General features: G+C 72.4%; 20 protein-coding genes. 10 read left to right on the top strand and 10 right to left on the bottom strand.

What is annotated here, in order from left to right; translation table 11 throughout:
• Positions 1 to 325: 325 nt before the first annotated feature.
• Both RCG67_RS07370 and RCG67_RS07365 read right to left on the bottom strand, forming a co-directional pair.
• Positions 326 to 1,357, bottom strand: a complete 1,032-nt coding sequence (locus RCG67_RS07370) for an NAD(P)-dependent alcohol dehydrogenase (protein ID WP_368825510.1) — start codon at positions 1,355 to 1,357, stop codon at positions 326 to 328.
• 610 nt (positions 1,358 to 1,967) lie between these two features.
• On the bottom strand, positions 1,968 to 2,465 hold the full coding sequence (locus tag RCG67_RS07365; RefSeq protein WP_368825509.1) for a hypothetical protein: 498 nt from the start codon (positions 2,463 to 2,465) through the stop codon (positions 1,968 to 1,970).
• A 58-nt stretch (positions 2,466 to 2,523) separates the two neighbouring features.
• Here RCG67_RS07365 and RCG67_RS07360 point away from each other — a divergent pair, with 58 nt between their 5' ends.
• Complete coding sequence (locus RCG67_RS07360) at positions 2,524 to 3,678, top strand: AI-2E family transporter (RefSeq protein WP_368825508.1); 1,155 nt, start codon at positions 2,524 to 2,526, stop codon at positions 3,676 to 3,678.
• A 425-nt stretch (positions 3,679 to 4,103) separates the two neighbouring features.
• Here RCG67_RS07360 and RCG67_RS07355 read toward each other — a convergent pair whose 3' ends face one another.
• The 4 genes from RCG67_RS07355 to RCG67_RS07340 form a co-directional block, all read right to left on the bottom strand.
• Entirely contained in the window at positions 4,104 to 4,262 is a 159-nt protein-coding gene (locus RCG67_RS07355; protein WP_368825507.1) for a VOC family protein, read from the bottom strand.
• A complete protein-coding gene (locus tag RCG67_RS07350; RefSeq protein WP_368825566.1) occupies positions 4,192 to 4,530 on the bottom strand; it encodes a VOC family protein in 339 nt (112 codons plus the stop codon). Before RCG67_RS07350 ends, RCG67_RS07355 begins: the two co-directional genes overlap by 71 nt.
• Positions 4,531 to 4,767: 237 nt before the next feature.
• Positions 4,768 to 5,415, bottom strand: coding sequence for a dihydrofolate reductase family protein (locus RCG67_RS07345; RefSeq protein ID WP_368825506.1), 648 nt, complete (start codon positions 5,413 to 5,415; stop codon positions 4,768 to 4,770).
• Between the two features lie 186 nt (positions 5,416 to 5,601).
• A complete protein-coding gene (locus RCG67_RS07340; protein ID WP_368825505.1) occupies positions 5,602 to 5,985 on the bottom strand; it encodes a Rid family detoxifying hydrolase in 384 nt (127 codons plus the stop codon).
• Positions 5,986 to 6,138: 153 nt separating this feature from the next.
• Here RCG67_RS07340 and RCG67_RS07335 point away from each other — a divergent pair, with 153 nt between their 5' ends.
• The 4 genes from RCG67_RS07335 to RCG67_RS07320 all read left to right on the top strand — a co-directional run bounded on the left by RCG67_RS07335 (position 6,139) and on the right by RCG67_RS07320 (position 9,309).
• Positions 6,139 to 6,675, top strand: coding sequence for an Lrp/AsnC family transcriptional regulator (locus RCG67_RS07335; protein ID WP_368825504.1), 537 nt, complete (start codon positions 6,139 to 6,141; stop codon positions 6,673 to 6,675).
• A gap of 54 nt (positions 6,676 to 6,729) precedes the next feature.
• Positions 6,730 to 7,584 carry a PhzF family phenazine biosynthesis protein gene (locus RCG67_RS07330; protein WP_368825503.1) on the top strand — a complete coding sequence of 285 codons (855 nt, stop codon included), beginning with the start codon at positions 6,730 to 6,732 and terminating at the stop codon, positions 7,582 to 7,584.
• Between the two features lie 165 nt (positions 7,585 to 7,749).
• Positions 7,750 to 8,157 (top strand): YciI family protein, encoded by a 408-nt coding sequence (locus tag RCG67_RS07325; RefSeq protein ID WP_368825502.1) that lies wholly within the window; start codon positions 7,750 to 7,752, stop codon positions 8,155 to 8,157.
• A gap of 6 nt (positions 8,158 to 8,163) precedes the next feature.
• A complete protein-coding gene (locus RCG67_RS07320; RefSeq protein WP_368825500.1) occupies positions 8,164 to 9,309 on the top strand; it encodes an RNA polymerase sigma factor in 1,146 nt (381 codons plus the stop codon).
• A gap of 21 nt (positions 9,310 to 9,330) precedes the next feature.
• Here the strand turns inward: RCG67_RS07320 and RCG67_RS07315 are convergent, their stop codons facing one another.
• Positions 9,331 to 10,107 carry a GAF and ANTAR domain-containing protein gene (locus RCG67_RS07315; protein ID WP_368825499.1) on the bottom strand — a complete coding sequence of 259 codons (777 nt, stop codon included), beginning with the start codon at positions 10,105 to 10,107 and terminating at the stop codon, positions 9,331 to 9,333.
• 165 nt (positions 10,108 to 10,272) lie between these two features.
• Between RCG67_RS07315 and RCG67_RS07310 the strand changes: the two genes are divergently transcribed.
• Both RCG67_RS07310 and RCG67_RS07305 read left to right on the top strand, forming a co-directional pair.
• The gene (locus RCG67_RS07310) at positions 10,273 to 11,100 is read left to right on the top strand and encodes a DUF1206 domain-containing protein (protein ID WP_368825497.1); all 828 of its coding nucleotides are present in this window, start codon (positions 10,273 to 10,275) and stop codon (positions 11,098 to 11,100) included.
• A 113-nt stretch (positions 11,101 to 11,213) separates the two neighbouring features.
• Positions 11,214 to 11,486 (top strand): hypothetical protein, encoded by a 273-nt coding sequence (locus tag RCG67_RS07305; protein ID WP_368825496.1) that lies wholly within the window; start codon positions 11,214 to 11,216, stop codon positions 11,484 to 11,486.
• Positions 11,487 to 11,519: 33 nt separating this feature from the next.
• On the opposite strand, the gene RCG67_RS07300 is transcribed toward RCG67_RS07305, so the two are convergent.
• A complete protein-coding gene (locus RCG67_RS07300; RefSeq protein WP_368825495.1) occupies positions 11,520 to 12,374 on the bottom strand; it encodes an SDR family oxidoreductase in 855 nt (284 codons plus the stop codon).
• 201 nt (positions 12,375 to 12,575) lie between these two features.
• Positions 12,576 to 13,385 (bottom strand): phosphatase PAP2 family protein, encoded by an 810-nt coding sequence (locus tag RCG67_RS07295; RefSeq protein ID WP_368825494.1) that lies wholly within the window; start codon positions 13,383 to 13,385, stop codon positions 12,576 to 12,578.
• Between the two features lie 158 nt (positions 13,386 to 13,543).
• On the opposite strand from RCG67_RS07295, the gene uvrB reads away from it, so the two are divergent.
• Complete coding sequence (gene uvrB / locus RCG67_RS07290; RefSeq protein ID WP_368825493.1) at positions 13,544 to 15,664, top strand: excinuclease ABC subunit UvrB; 2,121 nt, start codon at positions 13,544 to 13,546, stop codon at positions 15,662 to 15,664.
• Positions 15,665 to 15,889: 225 nt separating this feature from the next.
• Positions 15,890 to 17,218 carry a TerC family protein gene (locus RCG67_RS07285; protein ID WP_368825492.1) on the top strand — a complete coding sequence of 443 codons (1,329 nt, stop codon included), beginning with the start codon at positions 15,890 to 15,892 and terminating at the stop codon, positions 17,216 to 17,218.
• A 122-nt stretch (positions 17,219 to 17,340) separates the two neighbouring features.
• Here the strand turns inward: RCG67_RS07285 and RCG67_RS07280 are convergent, their stop codons facing one another.
• Entirely contained in the window at positions 17,341 to 19,953 is a 2,613-nt protein-coding gene (locus RCG67_RS07280) for a DEAD/DEAH box helicase (RefSeq protein WP_368825491.1), read from the bottom strand.
• Positions 19,954 to 20,126: 173 nt separating this feature from the next.
• On the opposite strand from RCG67_RS07280, the gene RCG67_RS07275 reads away from it, so the two are divergent.
• Positions 20,127 to 21,863 carry a formate--tetrahydrofolate ligase gene (locus RCG67_RS07275; protein ID WP_368825490.1) on the top strand — a complete coding sequence of 579 codons (1,737 nt, stop codon included), beginning with the start codon at positions 20,127 to 20,129 and terminating at the stop codon, positions 21,861 to 21,863.
• The last annotated feature ends 107 nt before the right edge of the window (positions 21,864 to 21,970 follow it).

Below are 21,970 nucleotides of genomic sequence, written 5' to 3'. Positions count from 1 at the left end.
CTCTCGGCCGGCGCAGGCCACCTCCGGTGAGGTCCCTGCACCCGGAGAACGGTGCTTCGGGGTCAGTCGTCATGGACGACGATGTCGACCCCTGGGCCCCGCTTCACCGCGACAGCACATCCTCGCAGTACGCACAGGCCGACGAATCGAAGGGATGACGGGCCGATCCACGGCCCCGGACCGCGCACCAGGTCGGGAGAACGCCTGGGCCGGTCCGTGTCCCCAGCGTAGGACGGCCTTCCGGAGCGGCCCGCTGACCTGCCCCGGATCGTTACCCAACCACTGAAGATGACACCGCCTCGCAGCTGGCCGGGTCCCAGTGTGCTCAGACGATGATGGCGATCTTTCCTCGCACTCGACCGGCCTCGAGCCGTGCCATCGCCTCAGCAGCCTGTTCCAGCGGGTAGGTGCCGTCGACGTGCGGGGTCACTCGACCGGCCTCGATGAGCTCGGTGAGCCGTTGGAGGCCTGCGGTGCGGGTGGTGGACACGACGTTGGTGAACCGCTGGCCCACGAACGGGGAGAGAGCTGCTGCGCGCAGGGTCCGTCCCATGCCACCGGTGAGGCGGTCGCCCTCCTCCCCGCCCACGAGCACGGCCGTTCCGGTCGGTGCCAGGGCCCGGCGCAGCCGGGACAGCGGTGGGTTGCCGGCCAGGTCCAGGACGAGGTCGTAGTGGTGGGTTCCATCGGCGAAGTCCTCGCGGGTGCGGTCGATGACGTGGTCCGCGCCCAGGGAGCGGACGTGGTCGACCGTGGCGGTGCTGGTCACGGCGGTGACGTCCGCCCCGAAGGCCTTGGCCAGTTGCACGGCGTAGGACCCCACTCCGCCGGAGGCCCCGGTGATCAGCACCGTCTGCCCTGCCTGCAGGTGTCCGGCCCGCTCCAGGGCGTGCAGGGCGGTGGCTGCGGAGATCGGCACCACCGCAGCCTGCTCGGCGGTCAGGTTCCCCGGTGCGGGGGCGACCTGGTCGGCCCGGGCCACGGCGTACTCGGCGAAGGAACCGCGGGCCACCCCGTACACCTCCTGCCCGACGGAGATGCCGGTGACAGCGGCGCCGAGGGCCACGACCGTGCCGGTCACTTCCATCCCGGCCACCGGGTTCCTCGGTGCCCGGAGCCCGAAGCCCAGGCGCAGCAGGTAGGGGCGGCCCGTCATCAGGTGCCAGGTGCCCCGGTCCAGACCGGCTGCGCGCACGCGCAGGAGCACGTCCTTCTTGCCGGGCTCGGGCACCGGGATCCGTGCCAGGTGCAGTACCTCGGCAGGGCCGTACCTGTCGCGCACCACCGCGCGCATCGTGTTGTCCGGGGTGGGACCGGTCGTGCCCCGGCCCTCGGTGCGGGGTTCTTCAGCGGCCATGATGGTGCTCCTCTCCGGACGGGGTCCGGTCGGTCCCCGGGAGGGAACCCGGGGGCGCATCTGTGGACAGGTCTCCCCGCCGGGCCCAGGACGAGGACCTGACCCAGGTGCTCGCCCAGCAGGGCCCCGCCGAACTGGTGCCGGGCAGTCCAGGCGGCCGCCACCGCGGTCCCGGTGGCTGCATCCCCCGAAGCGCGGATGGCGGCCAGGGGAGACCACGAACACCCAGCGCAGGAACCCGATCACCGACTGCACCGCGGCCGCGACGGCGAAGGCCAGGGCGCCGGGGACGGTTCGGGCTCTGCCGGTGCTCTCTCCACCACGTCGCCGAGGCAACCGCCCGATGCCGACGGGCGGAGCGGTCGGCTCGAGCTGGGTTCCCATGATCCGCCTGATGGCCGACTCCGCACCGGGACGGCCCCTTTATTAAGTGCGCTGCCCGCTTATTAAGTGCGCTGCCCGGCCGAGGCGGGTCTTCGTCGCCCGGACGCGCTGCGATCTGTGGCTGCTGCCCATGAGATGCCTCGCCCGGACCTCGGGCACGGTCCCGCCGGCACTGTCCGTCGTGGGAAGCGCGGTGGCCCCGGCGCGTGGCACCGGTGCCGGCCGGTCAGGGGCTGGGCTGAAGAGGCTGCGCGGAACGTGGAGGCGCTGGTGCGCTGGTCCCGGCGGGGACCGGCAGGGCGTGCCCGCCCAGATGCTGCGGGGCGCAGGCGGCGACCCACTCCGACAACGCGTCGTTGGGCAGAGCCACCGCCGCCACACCTCGGGCGTCCGGCAGGGCCTCAGCGGCGGTGAGCACGGCGCGGTCGGGGCAGTACGCGATCACGATGCCGTGGAAGGACCGGGCCCGGGTGGCCTGTTCGGCGGTGCCGACGCGCACCCCGCGGGCTCTCAGCCGTTGCAGATGGCTCAACTGGGCGAGCACGGAAGGTCCGGTCACCAGGATCCCGAGGTCCCGCCAGGTGAGGTCCTCGGCCTGATCGAAAGCCCATCCGGCGGCCTGGAGCAGGCCGCCGGCCGGCGCGTGGGTCGCCGCGTCGGGGCACCGGGCCCGGGACCGGGGGCGGCGCCGTCGTCGGGCACTGTCCCGGGTCTTGGCATCCACGGGCCCGTGGGCGCATCCTGAACCCAGGTCGGCGGCGGGACGGGGGAGGCGGATTCCGATGACGCGCCCACGGCATCGCAGCGTCTCGCACACCCTTGACCTGTGGGCGGATCCGCTGGGGCGGGCGACCACCCGGGCGCTGCAGGGGCTGGTGCTGCTGAGCGCGGGGGCGGTGGTGGTCTACGGGCTGATCCAGCTCAAGCTGGTGGTGATCCCGTTGCTGATCGCCTTGATCCTGGCCGCGGCGCTGAACCCTCTGGTCGCCTTTCTGCGCCGGCGGGGCGTGCCGGGGGCGCTGGCGACCTGGATCGTGTTCCTGGCCGCGATCGTGGTCCTGGGCGGGGTGGTCACCGGGATGGTGTTCGCGGTGCGCAGCGAGTGGGCGGAGCTGGTGGCCTCCGCAGTGGGCGGGCTGGAACGGCTGCGGGAGTTCATCGTGGCCGGTCCGGTTCCTGTCGGTCAGCAGGGCTTGGACGAGGCCATCACGGCCGTCGTGGACTTCACGGCCGGCCCCCGGTTCGGCGCCGGGGCGCTCCTGGGGATCTCCGCGGCCACCCAGGTGATCACCGGAGCGGTGCTGGTGGCCGTGATCCTCTACTTCTTCCTCCAGGACGGGGCCAGGATCTGGGCGTTCTTCCTGCGCCGTTTCCACGGTGAGACCCTGGCGAAGCTGCTCGTGTCGGGCACCACGGCCCTGCACGTGCTGGGAGGCTATGTGCGCGGCACCGCCGTGGTGGCGCTGCTGGAGGCGGTGGTCGTCGGAGTCACCCTGTTGGTGCTGCGGGTGCCTCTGGCTCTGCCCCTGTCCGTGCTGATCTTCCTGGGCGGATTCGTCCCCATCGTGGGAGCGGCCCTGATCGGGGGTGTCGCGGCCTTGGTGGCCCTGGTGGCCAACGGGCCCGTGGTGGCGCTGGTGGTGGTGGCGGTGGTGGTGGCCATCAACCAGCTCGACGGCCGGGTGCTCCAGCCGATGGTGCTGGGCCGGGCCCTGAGCCTGCACCCGCTGGTGGTGCTGCTCGCCCTGGCTGCCGGAGGGATCCTCTCCGGTGTCGTCGGCGCCGTGCTGGCCGTGCCGCTGACCGCCGTGGGGTGGGCCCTGGTCCAGATCTGGTTCCCGGATCCCGGGAACCCGGAGGCGCTCACTCGAGGACCGGTGCGCCCCCGTGCCGGGCTGCCGGACCCACCCGACCCGGCTGCACCCCCCGGTGCTTGAGGGCGTCGCCACGCCGCTGGGCCGGTGCCGTGCGCTCGGCGAAGGAGCGCTCGGCGTCCTCCTCGGTCTGCCGGACGTCGAGGCCGTGCACGCCCCGCCGGCTCGCACCTCCAGCGTGCAGGATCAGCCTCCGGACGGGCGCGTCCCCGGCGGTGTCGCCCGTCCTGGTGCGGGTGTGGAGCGACGTCATAGGCGGCGTTCGGCACCGAGCGCGAACTGTTGCGGCAGCTGGTCGAGAGCACGCTCAGGATGGCGCCGAACCCGTGCCGACGGCCGGGCGGCCCGAGTCCCGGGCGCCCGCCGCGAAAAGGTGGTCGCCGCGGTCCGCGACGGGTTCACCGTCCGGCGCCGTCCCGGGTGAGGTCCGCTCCCGTGGCCGGCCCGTCGTGGCCACGAGTCAGGACCGGCAACGGCGTGGCGGGCGCTCAGCTCAGCTGCTCGGCCAGCGCGACGATGATCCCCTCGGGGCCGCGGACGTAGCAGAGCCGGTAGCTGTCCTGGTACTGCACCACGTCACCGACGAGGTCCGCGCCGCGGGACTGCAGCGCCGCGATGGTGGCGTCGATGTCGTCGACGGCGAACATGATGCTGCGCAGCCCCAGCGTGTTCCCCGGGGCGTTCTGCGGCGCAGCGCTGACCGCTCCGGGGCTGTGGAACGTCGTCAGTTCGAGGCGGCCGTGGCCGTCGGGGGTCCGCAGCATGGCGACGTCGACCCGCACGCCCCTCGAGCCCCGAGACACGGTCCACCCACTGTCCCTCGATCGGCGCCCGGCCCTCCAGCTCCATGCCGAGGTCGAGGAAGAACGCCACAGCGGCTTCGAGGTCGCCGACGACGACGCCCACGTGGTCCATCCGCTGGATCGACATGATCTTCTCCTTGCGTCGTGACTTCCGGGTGCGGCCGGTCGTGGCCACCCGTGCATCCGGGACGGAGCCGGCACCTCGTTCTCGACACCGGGGAACGGGTTGCGTGCCGCGGGCCGGCCCCGGGCGGTCACAGCCCGGGGGCACCCCCACCGCTGCACGCCATCTGCCCGCACGCTCGCCGCTCCACCGCGGTGGTCACCACGAGCCCGGAAGATGACCCCGTCACGCGGTCCTGCGGTCGAAGGTCAGGTGGGTGACCCTGCTGGGCGCCGAGACGACCTCGACGTCGTAGTCCTGCTCCAGCGCCTCCAGCCCGTCCCACACCCGGACGCCGCGGCCGAGCACGATCGGCACCTGGACCAGGTGCATGTGGTCGACCAGGCCCGCGGCGAGGAAGTCCCGCACGACGGTCGGGCCACCGCCGATGCGCACGTCCAGTCCGCCGGCGGCCGCACGGGCGGCGTGGAGCGCCTCGGCCGGTGCGGCGTCGAGGAAGTGGAAGGTGGTCCCGCCCTCCATCTCGATCGAGGGCCGCGGGCGGTGGGTCAGCACGAAGGCCGGCGTGCGGAACGGGGGGTTGGGGCCCCACCACCCGGTCCAGTCGGCGTCGTCCTGCCAGCCCGGTGGGCCGAACTTGCCGGCGCCCATGATCTCGGCGCCGATGCCCGGCTCGTGCTGCTGGGCGAACGCGTCGTCCACCCCGGCCGTGCCGCCCCGGCGCCCCAAGATCGGTGCGCCGAAGCGGGTGGCGATCATCCACTCGTGCAGCCGTTGGCCGGCGTGTCCCATGGGCGCCTCGGACGACTGGCCGTCGCCGGTCGCGAAGCCGTCCAGCGAGATGGAGAGGTTGTGAATGCGGGTCCGTGTCATCGGGTCGCTCCGTTCGCTCGGCCGGAAGTGCGCAGGGAATCGCTGACGCCCCGGGCGACTGCCGGATCCATGCGCCGCACCGGTGCACACGTCCTCTGCGGCCTCCGTCGAGACCGAGCGTAGTCCCGTCCGGGCCGTGGTCCTACGACGTGAGGACGCACCGGCTGACTGCGGCGCCGGAGGGGTTCAGCGGGCGCGGGCGATCAGTTCGATCTCCACGGCTGCGCCCAGGGGCAGCCCGGCCACCCCGATCGTGGTGCGTGCTGGGAAGGGCTCGGTGAAGGCCTCGGCGTAGATCGCGTTGACGGTCTGGAAATCCGCCAGATCGGTCAGGTACACGTTGACCTTCAGCACGTCGGCGAAGGAGGAGCCGGCCGCGTCCAGCACCGCCGCCAGGTTGGCGAACACCTGACGGGCCTGGGCCTCGATCCCGCCCTCGACGACCTGCCCGGTCTCCGGGTGGAAGGGCGCCTGCCCGGACAGGTACAGACGGTCCCCGTCGCGCACGGCGTGGGAGTACGGGCCCACCGCGGCCGGGGCACCGGGAGCATGAACAGTCTCACGAGTCATGCTCGCACCCTATCCGAATCTTCGTTTCGATGGCAGTAGGCATTGTCGGCTGTACAATCGAAGGCAGAGCCCAGCGAAAACCCTCGAACCGCGGATGGGTTGTCGGCGCCCCGGCCGTCCCGGCGGGGCGCCTGCCGTCCCCCAGGAGCATCCATGGACCAGAACGCGCCCCGACCAGCCCACGGCCGGGCCCCTGCCGAGCGGCTGGACGAGATCGACATCCGGCTGCTGAAGCTGCTGGCCGCCGATGGGAGGGCGTCCCTGCGCGGCCTCGGTGGCCAGGTGGGCCTGTCCGGGCCGGCGGTGGCCGACCGGGTGGCGAGGCTGAGCGAACGCGGTGTGATCCGCGGCTTCGGCGTGGACATCGACTGGGCCCGCCTGGGGATGCCGACCCTGGCCCACATCGCGCTGCTGACGGACAAGACGCGCGAGATCGCCCGCATCGTCGCGGAGCTGCACACGATCCCCTTCGTGGAGGAGGTCTCGATCGTCACCGGGTCCACCGATCTGCTCGTGCGGGCGCGGATCGCGGACCTGACCGACCTGCACCGCCTGCTCGTGGAGCACGTCTGGCCCATCGAGGGCATCCAAAAGGTCGAGACCACCCTGGCGGTGGCCACCGAGAGCGTCCCGGACTTCGCCGGGAACCTCATCGACCAGCTCGACCCGCCCGGCCCCGCCGGTCCCTGACCCAGTCCCGTCCGATCCCGGCCGGTCCCGCCACCCTGAGCACCAGGAGTTCCCATGACCTCGTCCGCACCGCAGATCCGCCGCTACGCCGCGTTCAGCACCACTCCCACCGGTGGGAACCCCGCCGGGGTCGTCCTGGAGGCCGCCGACCTGAACGAGGAGCAGATGCAGCAGATCGCCGCTCAGGTCGGCTACAGCGAGACCGCGTTCCTGACCGGGCCGATCACCGCTGAGACGCCCATCCCGGTCCGGTACTTCGCCCCCGAGGGCGAGGTGGACTTCTGCGGGCACGCCACGATCGCCACCGCCGTGGCCCTGGGCGAGACGGCCGGCTACGGGGACTACCAGCTGGCCACCAAGGTCGGGGACGTCCGGATCGCCGCCGACCGCGACGACGCCGGAGCCACCGGAACGCTGGAGAGCCCCCCGCTCGACTGCCTGCCCCTGGAGGCCGCGCACCTGGAGGCCCTGCTGCAGGCCCTGGGCTGGTCGGCCGACGACCTCGACCCCGGCTACCCGCCGGCCGTCGGCTTCGGCGGCAACCAGCACCCGGTGCTCGTCGTGCGGAACCTTGAGCGGCTGCGCACCCTCGACTACGACTTCGAGGTCCTGCAGGCCCTGTGCCGGGAGCACGACTGGATCACCGTGCAGCTCGTCGCTGCCGTCGGGCCGGGACAGTGGCAGGCCCGCGACCCGTTCCCGTGGGGCGGGGTCGTGGAGGATCCGGCCACCGGGGCCGCCGCGGCCGCCTTCGCCGGCTACCTCGCCTCCCTCGGACGACTCGTGCCCGGGGACGAGTTCGTCATCCGACAGGGCGCCGAGATGGGCCGCCCCAGCACCCTGCAGGTCACCCTGCACGCCCGCACTGCCGGCGTCAGCGGCCACGCCGCCCCCATTCCCGCCCCCTGAACGCCCCCGCGGGTCCGGGCACCGAGGCCGCACGCCCGCCTCCCGGCCGGGGCGTGACCGGAGCACGCCGGACATCGTCCCGGTGGGATGTCGAAAACCTGTCCGCGGCTCCGTCCCCGGGGTGCATGCGGCCACAATGGGCCGTATCCCAGCGAGGAGGACATCATGGCCAAGTACCTGTTGCTCAAGCACTACCGAGGCGCACCGGCCGCGGTCAACGACGTGCCGATGGACCGGTGGACGCCCGAGGAGGTCTCGGCGCACGTGCGCTACATGGAGGACTTCGCCGACCGGCTCAAGGGCACCGGGGAGTTCGTCGACGCGCAGGCGCTGTCCCCGGAGGGCACGTTCGTCCGCCACGACGGCGAGGGGCGCCCACCGGTCACCGACGGCCCGTTCGCGGAGACCAAGGACCTGATCGCCGGCTGGATGGTGATCGACGTCGACTCCTGGGAGCGGGCGCTCGAGCTGGCCGGGGAACTGTCCGCGGCGCCCGGCGCGGGCGGCAGGCCCATCCACGAGTGGCTCGAGGTGCGTCCGTTCCTGGGCGCGCCGCCGACCGTCACGGAGTGATCCACGGTGGACGAGGCCCTGCTGCGGACCCTCATCCCCACCGTGATCGGGGTCCTCGTCCGCCGCGGAGCCGGCTTCGCGGCGGCCGAGGACGCCGTGCAGGACGCCCTGGTCGAGGCGGTGCGCGTGTGGCCGGGGAACCCGCCCCGGAACCCGAGGGCGTGGCTGGTCGCCGTGGCCTGGCGCCGCTTCCTCGACTCCTCGCGCGCCGACACCTCCAGGCGGCGGCGTGAGCTCCGGGTGGAGGACGAGCCCGTGCCCGGACCGGGGACGACGGCCGACGACACGCTGCAGCTGTACTTCCTGTGCGCGCACCCGTCCCTGACACCGGCCTCGGCGGTCGCGCTCACCCTGCGAGCGGTCGGCGGACTGACCACGCGCCAGATCGCCCGCGCCTACCTCGTGCCCGAGCCCACCATGGCGCAGCGGATCAGCCGGGCCAAGCGGACCGTCTCGGGCGTCCGGCTCGACCGGCCCGGGGACCCGGCCACGGTGCTGCGCGTGCTCTACCTGGTCTTCAACGAGGGCTACTCCGGGGACGTGGACCTCGCCGCCGAGGCGATCCGGCTCACCCGTCAGCTGGCGGCCGGGATCGAGCACGAGGAGGTGGCGGGACTGCTGGCGCTCATGCTGCTCCACCACGCACGGCGCCCCGCCCGGACCCGGGCCGACGGCAGCCTCGTGCCCCTCGCGGAGCAGGACCGCGGCCTGTGGGACACCCGCCTGATCGCCGAGGGCGTCGACGTGCTCCAGAGAGCCCTGCGCCGGGACCGCCTGGGCGAGTACCAGGCCCAGGCCGCCGTCGCCGCGCTCCACGCCGACGCCCGCACCGCCGGGGAGACCGACTGGCCGCAGATCGTCGAGTGGTACGACGAGCTCGTGCGGCTCACCGGCAGCCCCGTTGCCCGCCTCAACCGCGCCGTCGCCCTCGGGGAGGCCGAGGGCGCCCGGGCCGGTCTCGCCGCCCTCGCCGACCTCGACCCCGCCCTGCCCCGGTACACCGCCGTCGCGGCGTACCTCCACGAGCGCGACGGCGACCCCGTGACTGCGGCACGGCTCTACGCCGAGGCCGCCCGGTCGGCGCTCAGCGCCCCCGAACGCGACCACCTCGTGCGACAGGCCGCGCGGCTCAACGCAGGGCTCGGCGGCTGAGCGACCGGGACCGGAGCACGATCAGGAGTCCTGCGGGCCGGCCGCTCCCGCGGGCGGTTCGCCGGTGAGGACGCCGGTGGTGGCCAGCCGCTCGGCCACGTCCCGCAGCTTGGTGTTCGTCTGGGAGCTGGCGGTGGTCAGGAGGACGAACGCCTCGTGCGGCGTGATCCTGAACCGTTCCATGAGCACGCCCTTCGCCTGCCCGATGAGGTCACGGGTGGCCAGTGCCTCGTGCAGGTGGCTGACCTGCTGGGCGGCGGCCAGGGCCACCGCGGCGTGGGCCGCCACCAGCAGGCCGATCTCCTCGGACTCCTCGGTGAAGGCGCCGAAGCCGGCTCCGTAGACGTTGAGCGCCCCGAGGACGTCGCCGTCGGTGTAGAGCTGGAAGGCGAGCATGGACGTGGCCCCGGCCTCCAGGGCGGCCGGGGCGAACCGCGGCCACCGGTCCTCGTGGCGGAAGTCGGGCACGCGCACGATCCGCTGCTCGAAGGCCGCGTCCATGCACGGTCCCTCACCGGTGTCCGCCTGCAGCTGGTCCACCCTGCGGGGCAGCTCCCCGGACGCGGCCCGGGACTCGATCCCGTGCCGCCGCCGGGCCACCGAGATCGAGGCCGCCACCGCTCCGGGGACGAGCTCCAGCGCGGCGTGCACCATGGCCTCGAGCGTGCCCTGGACGTCCTCCGCCACCTGCAGGTCGCGGGCCAGGCCGCCGAGCCGCCGGGCCAGGTCCCCGTCCACGGATCCCGTCTCGGTGCCGCCGGAGGCCGTCGTGGTCCTTCGTCCGGAATCTGTGCTCATGCTCCCAGTCTCCTCCCCGCACCGGCGGGGAGCACCCGTCCCGGGAAACCCGTTGCTGCCGGGAAGCTCGGCCGGACGCGGCTGCCGCACGGTGTCAGCCGAAGGGCGTCGTGGACACCGGCGGTCCGCAGGCGCACGATGGAGTCCCACACCGCAGGAGGAGCCATGGGCGAGGTCGGCCGGCAGGCCACGAGGGCGGCCGACGCCGCGGACGACGCGACGGACTCCCGGGGGTTCCGCCTCGCGGCGCGCGCCGGATACGTGGCTGCGGGACTGCTGCACGTCATGATCGGCGTCATCGCGCTGCGCGTCGCCACGGGCGGCTCGGGCTCCGCCGACCAGTCCGGCGCGGTCGCCGCGCTCGCCGGCAGCCCCGGCGGCACGGTCCTGCTGTGGGCGTGCTTCCTGGGCTGCGCGGCGCTCGCCGTGTTCCTGTTCAGCGAGGTGTTCTTCGGCGCGACGCAGCGCTCGGACCGGGAGCGGCTCAAGCACCGGGCCAAGATGGGCGGCCAGGCGGTCGTCTACGGCGCGATCGGCGCGGTGTTCGGGGTCTACGCCCTCGGGGGCTCGAGCGACAGCAGCCGGTCGACGCAGTCGCTGAGCACCCGGCTGATGGCGCATCCGGCCGGCACGGTGCTGCTGATCGCCGTGGGCCTGGGTCTCGTCGTCGCCGGTGTCTTCTTCGTCCACCGCGGTGTGACGCGGTCCTTCCGGGAGAACCTGAAGAGCCTGCCGCCCGACCGGGCCGGTTCGGCCGTGGTGGGGCTGGGCGCGGCCGGGTACGTCGCGAAGGGCGTGGCCCTGGGCGTGCTCGGCGTGCTCTTCGTCGTGGCCACGGTGCAGCACGACCCGGAGCAGTCGACGGGTCTGGACGGGGCCCTCAAGTCCCTCCAGGAGCAGCCCTTCGGGGCGTGGATCCTCGGGGCCGTCGCCCTGGGGCTCATCTGCTACGGGGCGTTCATGGTGGTCCGGGCCAAGTACCAGCGGATGTGACGGGGCGCCCGGGAGGCGTCACGGGCGCGTCCGGAGTTCCTGTCCGGCCTTCGCCGGGCGCGGCAGGAGGCCTAGAATGGTCCCATCCGCATCGCGGTCAACGGGGGGACGCCATGACCGAAGACCAGCACACCGTCAACGAGGACTCACCGTCGTCGGGCTACCGCCTGCTGGACCGGCTGAACCAGATCGCCCTCAAGGTCTACGGGGCCGCTGATCGCGTGCCGCCGGAGACCCACGGCGCCGAGGAGAGCGAACGGGCCCACGCCTGGTACGAGGAGTGCCAGAAGCACTTCGTGATCGAGCGGGACGAGCACGGCAACGAGTACCTGTACCACCGTGACGACTCCCGCGGCGGCCCGCGGGCCGGGACCTCCCGCAACTGACGACCCGGCCCCCGGGCGCCGGCGGAGCGGGGATCAGCGCATCTCGTGCAGCGCGTCGACCAGCGGGGTCGTGTGCCGGCCGAGCAGCCGGGACAGGTCCCCGGTGACGAGGTCCAGGGCGCCGTCCTCGATGTTGGCGTCCAGGGCCACCAGGAAGCGCGCGGTGCTCTCGTCCACACCGGTCCGCTCCAGTTCGGCCAGGTGCTGCTCGGGGGTCAGGCGCCGGTAGGTCACCTCCCGGTCCAGCACCTCGGTGAGCGCCGCGGCGAGCTCGTCGAAGCTCCACGCCACGTCCCCGGAGAGCTCGTAGGTCTGCCCCGAGTGGCCGTCCTGGGCGAGGACCGCGGCGATCGCCTCCGCGTAGTCCTCGCGCGTGGCGCTGGCCACCCGGCCGTCCCCGGCACTGGCCAGGACCACGCCGGTGCGCTCCGCGTGCCGCAGGGCCGGCTCGAAGTTCTCGGTGTACCAGCCGTTGCGCAGGATCGTGTACGGGAGCCCGGACTCGGCGATGGCCTGCTCCGTGGCCAGGTGCTCGTCCGCGAGCAGCAGCTTCCCGCGGTCGGCGCCGAGGGCGCTGGTGTAGACGAGGCGGGAGACCCCGGCCCGGACGGCGGCGTCGACCGCGTTCCGGTGCTGGGGCACCCGCCGGCCCATCTCGCTGCTGGAGATCAGCAGCACCGTGCCGGCCCCGGCGAAGGCCTCGTCCAGGGTCGCGGGTTCGGTGTAGTCGACCCGGACCGTGGTCAGGCCCAGCTCCCGGAGGGCCCCGAGCTTGTCCTCGTTGCGGCCGGCGGCCACGAGGTCCGGCAGCTGCACGTCCAGGCGCAGGAGCGAGCTGATGACGTGGCGGCCCAACTGGCCGGTGGCGCCGGTGATGACGATGGACACGGTGTTCCTCTCGACGGTGGCCCGCGGGCTCCGGTGGCGGCCCGCCGGGCGCGGCGGTGTGCCCTGTGCAACCGGCGGGGCCCGCGGCGTATTTCCCGTCCGTCCCGGGTGCCCGTCCCCGGCCCCGGCGGTCGCCGTCCGCCGGGGGCCGACGGCCTCCACCGGGATCCCGGTGCGGTGGGCGGGACGGGAGCCGGCCGGTCAGGGGCGGGCGCCGCCGGCACCCCGGTGCCGGACGGTGAGGTGCAGCCGGTGCGTCGTGATGACCACCGCCAGCCACGCCGCCCCGAGGGTCTGCGCGACCAGCACGTCGGTGAACCAGTGGTGGCCCAGGTACACCCGGCTCAGCGCCATGGTGATCGCGAAGGCCGCCGCGGCGGCGATCGTCAGGACCCGGACCGGACGGGCGCGCTGCCGCAGGACCAGCAGGTAGGCCACGACACCCGCGATGACGAAGGCGTTCAGGGAGTGGCCGCTGGGGAAGGACGCCGAGTACTCGTAGGGCGGGACGGCGTCCTCGAGGTCCGGCCGGGACCGGCCGATCAGCGGCTTCCCGGCGACGGTCATGAGCAGGGAGCCCGCAGCGGCCGCCGTGATGAGCACGACCGGGGTCCAGGACCGCCGCGCCAGGGCCAGCGCCGCCATGACGGCCACCGTCAGGACCGTCATGCCGACCGGCCCGCCCACGTGCGTGTAGGCCGTCACGAGAGCGTCCAGGGCGGGCGAGCGCACGGCCATCGCCGCCTCGAGCAGCGGCTCGTCCAGCGCCGCGGCGTCGTCCTGGTCCATGACGGACTCGTAGACCTCCGCCGTGGCGACCGTCATGGTCACCGCGACGCCCAGGCCGAGCCCGAGCGGGACGAGGACCGCCGCGTGGGGCCCGAGTCGCCGGGCCAGCCACCGGACGCACCGGACCAGGAGCTGCCCGAGGCGAGTGGGCCAGGCCGTGAGGTCCTGCCCGCCCACGGAGCGGTCCTCGTGGCTGCCGGTCCGCCGTCGTCCGTCCGCCACCCCGTCCTCCTGTCGTCCTGCCACCGGTTCCGGCGCCGGCGGCGGCACGGAGCCTCCCGGAGCGCCTCGTGGGACGAGCCTACGGCGTTCCGCGCACCGGCCGATCGCCTCCGGAGGAACCCGGGTTCCGTGTCCGGGGCGGCGCGTAGCCTGGTGCCATGAGCCTCGCCCAGAAGATCAACCGTGTCGTCGCGCCCTTCGAGGTCATCTCCGACTACGTGCCCGCGGGCGACCAGCCCCGGGCCATCGAGGAGCTCGCCACGAGGATCGAGGCGGGGGAGAAGGACGTCGTGCTGCTCGGCGCCACCGGCACCGGCAAGTCCGCGACCGCCGCGTGGCTCATCGAGCGCGTCCAGCGGCCGACCCTCGTCATGGTGCAGAACAAGACGCTCGCCGCGCAGCTCGCGAACGAGCTGCGCGAGCTGCTGCCGAACAACGCCGTCGAGTACTTCGTGTCCTACTACGACTACTACCAGCCCGAGGCCTACGTCCCGCAGACGGACACCTTCATCGAGAAGGACTCCTCCATCAACGAGGAGGTCGAGCGGCTGCGGCACTCGGCGACCAACGCGCTGCTCACCCGGCGCGACGTCGTCGTCGTCGCCACCGTCTCCTGCATCTACGGCCTGGGCACCCCCGAGGAGTACGTGGCGCAGATGGTCACCCTGCGCCGGGGCCAGGAGATGGACCGCGACGAGCTGCTGCGCCGGTTCGTGAACATGCAGTACGCCCGCAACGACGTCGACTTCCACCGCGGCACGTTCCGCGTGCGCGGGGACACCGTGGAGATCATCCCGATGTACGAGGAGCACGCGATCCGCGTGGAGTTCTTCGGCGACGAGATCGAGTCCATCTACACCCTCCACCCGCTCACCGGGGAGATCATCCGGGAGGAGACCGAGATGTACGTCTTCCCCGCCTCCCACTACGTGGCGGGTGCGGACCGGATGGCCCGGGCGGTGAAGGCCGTCGAGGACGAGCTCGCCGCGCGGCTCGAGGAGCTGGAGTCGCAGAACAAGCTCGTCGAGGCCCAGCGGCTGCGGATGCGCACCACGTACGACCTCGAGATGATGGAGCAGATGGGCTACTGCAACGGCATCGAGAACTACTCGCTGCACATCGACGGCCGCCCCCGCGGCTCCGCACCGCACTGCCTCATCGACTACTTCCCCGACGACTTCCTGCTGGTGGTCGACGAGTCCCACGTGACCATCCCGCAGATCGGCGGCATGTACGAGGGCGACATGTCCCGCAAGCGCACCCTGGTGGAGCACGGCTTCCGGCTGCCCTCCGCGATGGACAACCGCCCGCTGAAGTGGGACGAGTTCCTGGAGCGGATCGGCCAGACCGTCTACCTCTCCGCGACCCCGGGCAAGTACGAGCTGTCCCGGGCGGACGGCTACGTGGAGCAGATCATCCGGCCCACGGGTCTGGTGGACCCCGAGGTGATCGTCAAGCCCACCAAGGGGCAGATCGACGACCTCCTCGACGAGATCAACCTGCGGGTCGAGCGGGACGAGCGCGTGCTCGTCACCACCCTCACCAAGCGGATGGCCGAGGACCTCACCGAATACCTCATGGAGCACGGGGTCCGGGTCCAGTACCTGCACTCCGACGTCGACACGCTGCGCCGCGTGGAGCTGCTGCGCGAGCTGCGGATGGGCTCGTTCGACGTCCTCGTCGGCATCAACCTGCTCCGGGAGGGGCTGGACCTGCCCGAGGTGTCCCTCGTGGCGATCCTCGACGCGGACAAGGAGGGCTTCCTGCGCTCGACGACGTCCCTGATCCAGACGATCGGCCGCGCCGCCCGCAACGTCTCCGGGCAGGTGCACATGTACGCCGACCGGATCACCGACTCGATGGCCACGGCGATCGAGGAGACGAACCGGCGCCGGGAGATCCAGGTCGCCTACAACACGGAGCACGGGATCGACCCGCAGCCGCTGCGGAAGAAGATCGCCGACATCACCGACCAGCTCCAGCGCGAGGAGGAGGACACCCGGGAGCTGCTCGCCCGGCGGGCCGCCGCCGGCAAGAAGACCGCCCCGACCGGGGGGAAGGGCGGACGGGACGCCGCCGCGGCCGCGGAGGACAAGCTGCGCCAGGACGGGTTCACGGCCGCCCCGGCGGAGGACCTCGTGGACCTCATCGCGCAGATGACGGAGCAGATGCAGGCCGCGGCCCAGGAGCTGCAGTTCGAGCTCGCCGCGCGGATCCGGGACGAGCTCTCGGACCTGAAGAAGGAGCTGCGGCAGATGCAGCAGGCCGGGCACGCCTGAGCCCGCCGGGGCGGCCCGCCCCGGGCCTGCGCGGACGGCGCGCGGGGCCCGTATAGACTGTCCCCAGCCTAGGGGAGTATCCCTCAGCGCTGTGGACGTCAGCACGTCGGGTGCCTCAGCCCGGCCGGACGCAGCGGCCGAGCCCAGCACGACGGACCGGAACGGTCCCGCACGGCCGGCGGAGAGACTTACGGCTGCCCCGTACTCGACCCCGAAAGCAGAACCATGGAAGTCTCACTCACCGTCTGGATCGTCACGGTCGCGGCCATCGTCGGCCTGCTCCTGTTCGACTACGTGTTCCACGTGCGCAAGGCGCACGAGCCCCAGCTGAAGGAAGCCGCGATCTGGTCGGCGATCTACGTGGGCATTGCCCTCGTGTTCGGCCTGTATGTGCTCGTCCAGTGGGGAGGCCGGTATGCCGGCGAATACTACGCGGGGTACATCACCGAGAAGGCCCTGTCGGTCGACAACCTCTTCGTGTTCCTCATCATCATGGCGTCCTTCAAGGTTCCGCGCGCGGACCAGCAGAAGGTGCTGCTGTTCGGCATCACCTTCGCCCTGATCGCCCGGACCGCCCTGATCTTCGTGGGCGCGGGGCTGATCAACCAGTTCGCGTGGGTTTTCTACCTGTTCGGCCTGATCCTGCTGCTGACGGCCGGCTCCCTGATCAAGGGCGAGCTCTCGGACTCCGCGCACGACGAGGCCGACAACTTCATCATCCGCACGGCCAAGCGCTTCATGCACACCTCGGACGAGTACGACGGCGACAAGCTGTTCACGATCGAGAACGGCAAGAAGGTCATGACGCCGATGCTGCTGGTCATGGTGGCCATCGGCGGCACGGACGTCCTCTTCGCCCTGGACTCGATCCCCGCGATCTTCGGCCTCACCCAGCAGACCTATCTGGTGTTCACCGCCGTGGCGTTCTCGCTGATGGGCCTGCGCCAGCTGTACTTCCTCATCGATGGGCTGCTGGACCGGCTCATCTACCTCTCCTGGGGCCTGGCCATCATCCTGGGCTTCATCGGGATCAAGCTGATCCTGCACGCGCTGCACGAGAACAACCTGGGCTTCATCAACAACGGCGAGCACGTGGAGGTCGTGGAGGTCGGCATCGGCCTGTCGCTGACCGTCATCGTGGGCGTCCTGGCGATCACTGTCCTGGCCTCCCTGTTCAGCCCCAAGGGCCGGGCTCTGCGGGTGCTCAACGGCCTGCAGACCGTGGCCGAGAAGTACGTGACCCTGCCGCAGGACGCCCCGGCCGAGGAGCGCCGGAAGCTGGCCGACAAGGCCGCCAGGTACCAGCAGCAGATGCCGAAGATCTCCGACAAGCACCGCGAGGAGCTGCTCGAGTCCGAGAAGCACTTCCACGAGCTGCTGGACCGTGCCCGCGGCAAGCACGACGAGTTCGAGAGCACCGGCGTGGGCCCCGAGCCGGACGCCGTGCCGGACCCGGAGGCCGAGGCGCTCTCCGGCGCCCGGGCCGAGACGCAGGACGCGACCGGGACCACGACCCCGGACCATCCCCGCGGCGGCGGCAGCTCCGCCGTCTGAGCCCCGGCGCCCCGTGCACCGGAAGCAGGAGCCCCCGGCGCGCACCGAGCAGGTGCGCACCGGGGGCTCCGTCGTCGTCCCGGGGCGGGGCGGGGAGGCGCCGCGGCGCGGAGCGGTCCGGCTCAGCGCCCCGTCTCGGTGATGGGTCCCACGTTGTCCACGACCACGGCCGGGAAGCCGTCCTCGTCCGAGACCCGCAGGTCGATGCGGGCGTTGATGCCCCAGTCGTGGTGGCCGTCCGGGTCGTCGAAGACCTGCACCACGGTCCAGTACCCGGGCAGGCCCTCGGGCTGCTCGTCGATCCGGATCAGTCCCGGCCCCCTCGACTGGGGATCCGTGTAGATGTCCTCGTGCTCGGCGAAGTAGGCGTCCATGGCGTCCGCCCACCGGTCCCGGTCCCAGCCGTGCTCCCCGTCGAGGGCGCCCAGGACCTTGTCCTTCTCGTCCGCGAACAGCTCCACGCGCTGGAACAGGGCGTTGCGGACCATCACCCGGAACGCCCGGAGGTTGGACGTGATCGCGGGCGGCTGCTCGTCGATGAGCTCCTCGAGGGAGTCCGCGGAGGTGCCCATGGGGGACTCCTCGCCGGCGGCCAGCTTCTCCCACTCGTCGAGCAGCGAGTTGTCGGTCTGCCGGATGAGCTCGCCCAGCCACTCGACGAGGTCCTCGAGGTCCTCCCGGAGCAGGTCCAGCGGCACGGTCTGCCGCAGCGCCTTGTAGGCGTCGGAGAGGTAGCGCAGCAGGATGCCCTCGGAGCGGGCCAGCCCGTAGAACTGCACGTAGTCGCCGAACGTCATGGCGCGCTCGTACATGTCCCGCACCACGGACTTCGGTGTCAGCTCGAACTGCGCCACCCACGGGGCGCCGGTGCGGTAGGTCTCGAACGCCTGGGTCAGCAGCTCCTCGAGGGGCTTGGCGTAGCTGACGTCCTCGAGCTCCTTCATCCGCTCGTCGTAGTCGAGGCCCTCCGCCTTCATCGACGCCACGGCCTCCCCGCGGGCCTTCTTCTCCTGCATGTTGAGCACCTGGCGGGGCTTCTCCAGGGTGGCCTCGATGACGGAGACGACGTCCAGGGCGTAGCCCGGGTCCTCGCGGTCCAGGAGGGTGAGGGCGGCGAGGGCGAACGGGGACAGCGGCTGGTTGAGGGCGAAGTTCTCCTGCAGCTCCACGGTGAGCCGCCAGGTGCGGCCCTCCTCGTCCGGGGTGTCGAGCTTCTCCACCACGCCGGCGGCACGCAGCTCCTTGAGGATGCCGATGGCCTGCCGGAGCAGGACGCGCTGGCGCTGCCGCGTCTCGTGGTTGTGGGTCAGCAGGTGCCACGCCGCCATCACCGGGTCCCCGGGGCGCTGCAGGAGGTTGAGCAGCATCGAGTGGGTCACCGTGAAGGAGGAGGTCAGCGGCTCCGGCTCGGAGGCCACCAGGGTCTCGAAGGTGGGCTTCCCCCAGGACACGAAGCCCTGCGGCGGCTTCTTCCGCACCACCTGCCGCAGCTTCTTCTGGTCGTCGCCGAACTTGGCGTGGGCCTTCTTCATGGCCTTGTTGTTCTCGATGACGTGCTCGGGGGCCTGGACCACCACGGTGCCCGCGGTGTCGTAGCCGGCCCGTCCCGCCCGCCCGGCGATCTGGTGGAACTCGCGGGCGTTGAGCCGGCGGGTGCGCTCGCCGTCGAACTTGGACAGCGCCGTGATCACCACGGTGCGGATGGGCACGTTGATGCCCACCCCCAGGGTGTCGGTGCCGCAGATGACCTTGAGCAGCCCGGTCTGGGCGAGCTGCTCCACGAGCCGGCGGTACTTGGGCAGCATCCCGGCGTGGTGGACGCCGATGCCGTGGCGGACCAGGCGGTTGAGGGTCTTGCCGAAGCCGGCGGAGAAGCGGAACCCGGCGATCAGCTCGCCGATGCGCTCCTTCTCCTCCTTGGTCAGCACGTTCACGGACATCAGGTTCTGCGCCTGGTCCATGGCCTGCAGCTGGGAGAAGTGCACCACGTAGACGGGGGCCTGGTTGGTGCTCAGCAGCTCCTCGAGGGCCTCGTGGATGGGGTCCTCGGACCAGTAGTGGTGCAGGGGGATGGGCCGCTCCGCGGAGGAGACCGTGGTGGTCGGGCGCCCGGTGAGCTCCGTGATCCCCTCCTCGAAGCGGGAGACGTCCCCGAGCGTGGCGCTCATGAGCAGGAACTGCGCCTGGGGCAGCTCCAGCAGCGGCACCTGCCACGCCCAGCCGCGCTGGGGATCGGAGTAGAAGTGGAACTCGTCCATCACCACGGGCCCCACGTCCGCGTCCCGGCCCTCGCGCAGGGCGACGTTGGCGAGGATCTCGGCGGTGCAGCAGATGATCGGGGCGGCGGCGTTGACCGCGGAGTCACCGGTGACCATGCCGACGTTCTCCGCGCCGAAGATCTCCACGAGGGAGAAGAACTTCTCGGACACGAGCGCCTTGATCGGGGCGGTGTAGTAGGAGCGCTGCCCGGCGGCGAGGCCCGCGAAGTGCGCCGCGACCGCCACGGTGGACTTCCCGGACCCGGTCGGGGTCGCGAGGATCACGTTGGACCCGCTCGCGAACTCGAGCACGGCCTCGTCCTGGGCGGGGTAGAGCTCCATGTCCCGGGAGGCGATCCAGCCGAGGAACCCCTCGTAGACCTCGTCCCCGGACAGGGCGTTGGTGGCGAAGTCGCCGCGGTAGTACGGGTGGCCCGGGGCACCGAGCTCGGGGGAGAGGGCTTCGAGGAGTTTCATCGTCCTCCACTGTATCGGGCACTGTATCGGGACGGTGCCGCGGGCCCGCGCCGGTTCCGGGGCACCGGGGATCGTGCCCGTTGCGCGCTGCGGCGTTCCGGAACCGGCACGAGGACGGCAGGACGACGGCGGGGCACTCGCCGGAGCGGGCCCCGATCCACCAGACTGGGCCCATGACGCACGGCACCGCCCCGCTGCCCTCGGACCTGGAGATCGCCCAGGCCGCCCGGCCCCGCCCCGTGACCGAGATCGCGGCCGCGGCCGGCATCGCCCCCGACCGCCTGGAGCCCTACGGACGGTTCGTCGCGAAGGTCGACCCGCGACCGGACGAGGTGACCACCCCCGAGGAGGCCACCGGCCGCAAGCACGCCCGCGGCGTGCGGTACGTGGTGGTCACGGCCCTGACGCCCACGCCGCTGGGCGAGGGCAAGACGGCCACCGCGGTGGGCCTGGCCCAGGGGATGGCGGCCACCGGGCGCTCCGCCGCCCTGACCCTGCGCCAGCCCTCCATGGGCCCCACGTTCGGCATCAAGGGCGGCGCCGCGGGGGCGGGCTACGCCCAGCTGCTGCCGATGGACAAGCTCAACCTGCACCTGACCGGGGACTTCCACGCCGTGACCGCCGCGCACAACCTGCTGGCGGCGATGATCGACAACCACCTGCACCACGGCAACGCACTGGGCCTGGACGTCCGCTCGATCACGTGGCGGCGGGTCCTCGACGTCAACGACCGGGCCCTGCGCACCGTGGTGGTGGGCCTCGGCGACCACCAGGACGGCGTGCCCCGGCAGACGGGCTTCGACATCACGGCCGCGTCCGAGGTGATGGTGATCCTCTCGCTCGCCACGTCCTTCGCCGACCTCCGCCGCCGCCTGGGACGGATCGTGGTGGGCTACACGCACGACGGCGAGCCCGTCTCCGCCGAGGACCTCAGGGCCGCCGGCTCCATGGCGGTGATGCTGCAGGACGCCTTCCAGCCGAACCTGCTGCAGACCCTTGAGGCGACCCCGGCCCTGGTCCACGCCGGGCCGTTCGGCAACATCGCGACCGGCAACTCCTCCGTGGTCGCCGACTACGTGGCCATGGCGCACGCCGACTACGTCATCACCGAGGCCGGGTTCGGCGCGGACATGGGCCTGGAGCGCCTGGTCAACGTCAAGGCCAGGGTCTCCGGCCTGACCCCGGACGCGGCCGTGCTCGTCACCACGGTGCGGGCGCTGAAGGCCCACTCGGGCCGCTACTCCGTGCGGCCGGGCCGGGCGCTGCCCGCCGAGATGCTCCAGGAGAACCCCGGGGACGTCGAGGCGGGGGCCGTCAACCTGCTCCACCACCTGGCCATCGCCCGGTCCTTCGGGGTCTCCCCGGTGGTGGCGATCAACGCGTTCCCCGGGGACCACCCCTCGGAGCACGAGGCGATCCGCCGGATCGCCCGGGCGGCCGGGGCCGAGGTGGCCGTGTGCACGTCGGTCGCCGACGGCGGGGCGGGGGCGGCCGAGCTCGCCGACGCCGTGGCCGCCGCGTGCGAGCACCCGGCCGGCTACACCCCGACCTACGGGCTCACCGAGTCGCTCGAGGACAAGCTCACCGCGGTCGCCACCCGTGTCTACGGCGCCGACGGCCTCGAGATCTCCCCGGCCGCGGAGCGCCAGCTGGAGCGCTACGAGGAGCTGGGCTTCGGCGGGCTGCCGGTCGTCGTGGCCAAGACCCACCTGTCCACCACCGCGGACCCGGCCCTCAAGGGGGCCCCCACCGGCTGGTCCCTGCCGGTCCGGGAGCTGCGCGCCGCCGTGGGCGCCGGGTACCTCTACGCGATCTGCGGCACGATGCGCACCATGCCCGGCCTGGGCACCTCCCCGGCGGCCGAGCGGATCGGGATCGACGACGACGGGCGCGTCACCGGCCTCTTCTGACGTCCTCGACCACCGGCGCACCCCGTTCCCGGGGCATCTCTGTCCAGGTCCCCCCTGGTCCGGCGCACGCCGGTCCTGGTGTGCCCCTGGTCCGGCGCACGCCGTTT

The organism is Kocuria cellulosilytica, from assembly GCF_040981245.1.
Taxonomy (GTDB): Bacteria; Actinomycetota; Actinomycetes; order Actinomycetales; family Micrococcaceae; genus Kocuria; species Kocuria cellulosilytica.
This window is presented reverse-complemented; position numbering and strand designations above follow the sequence as displayed.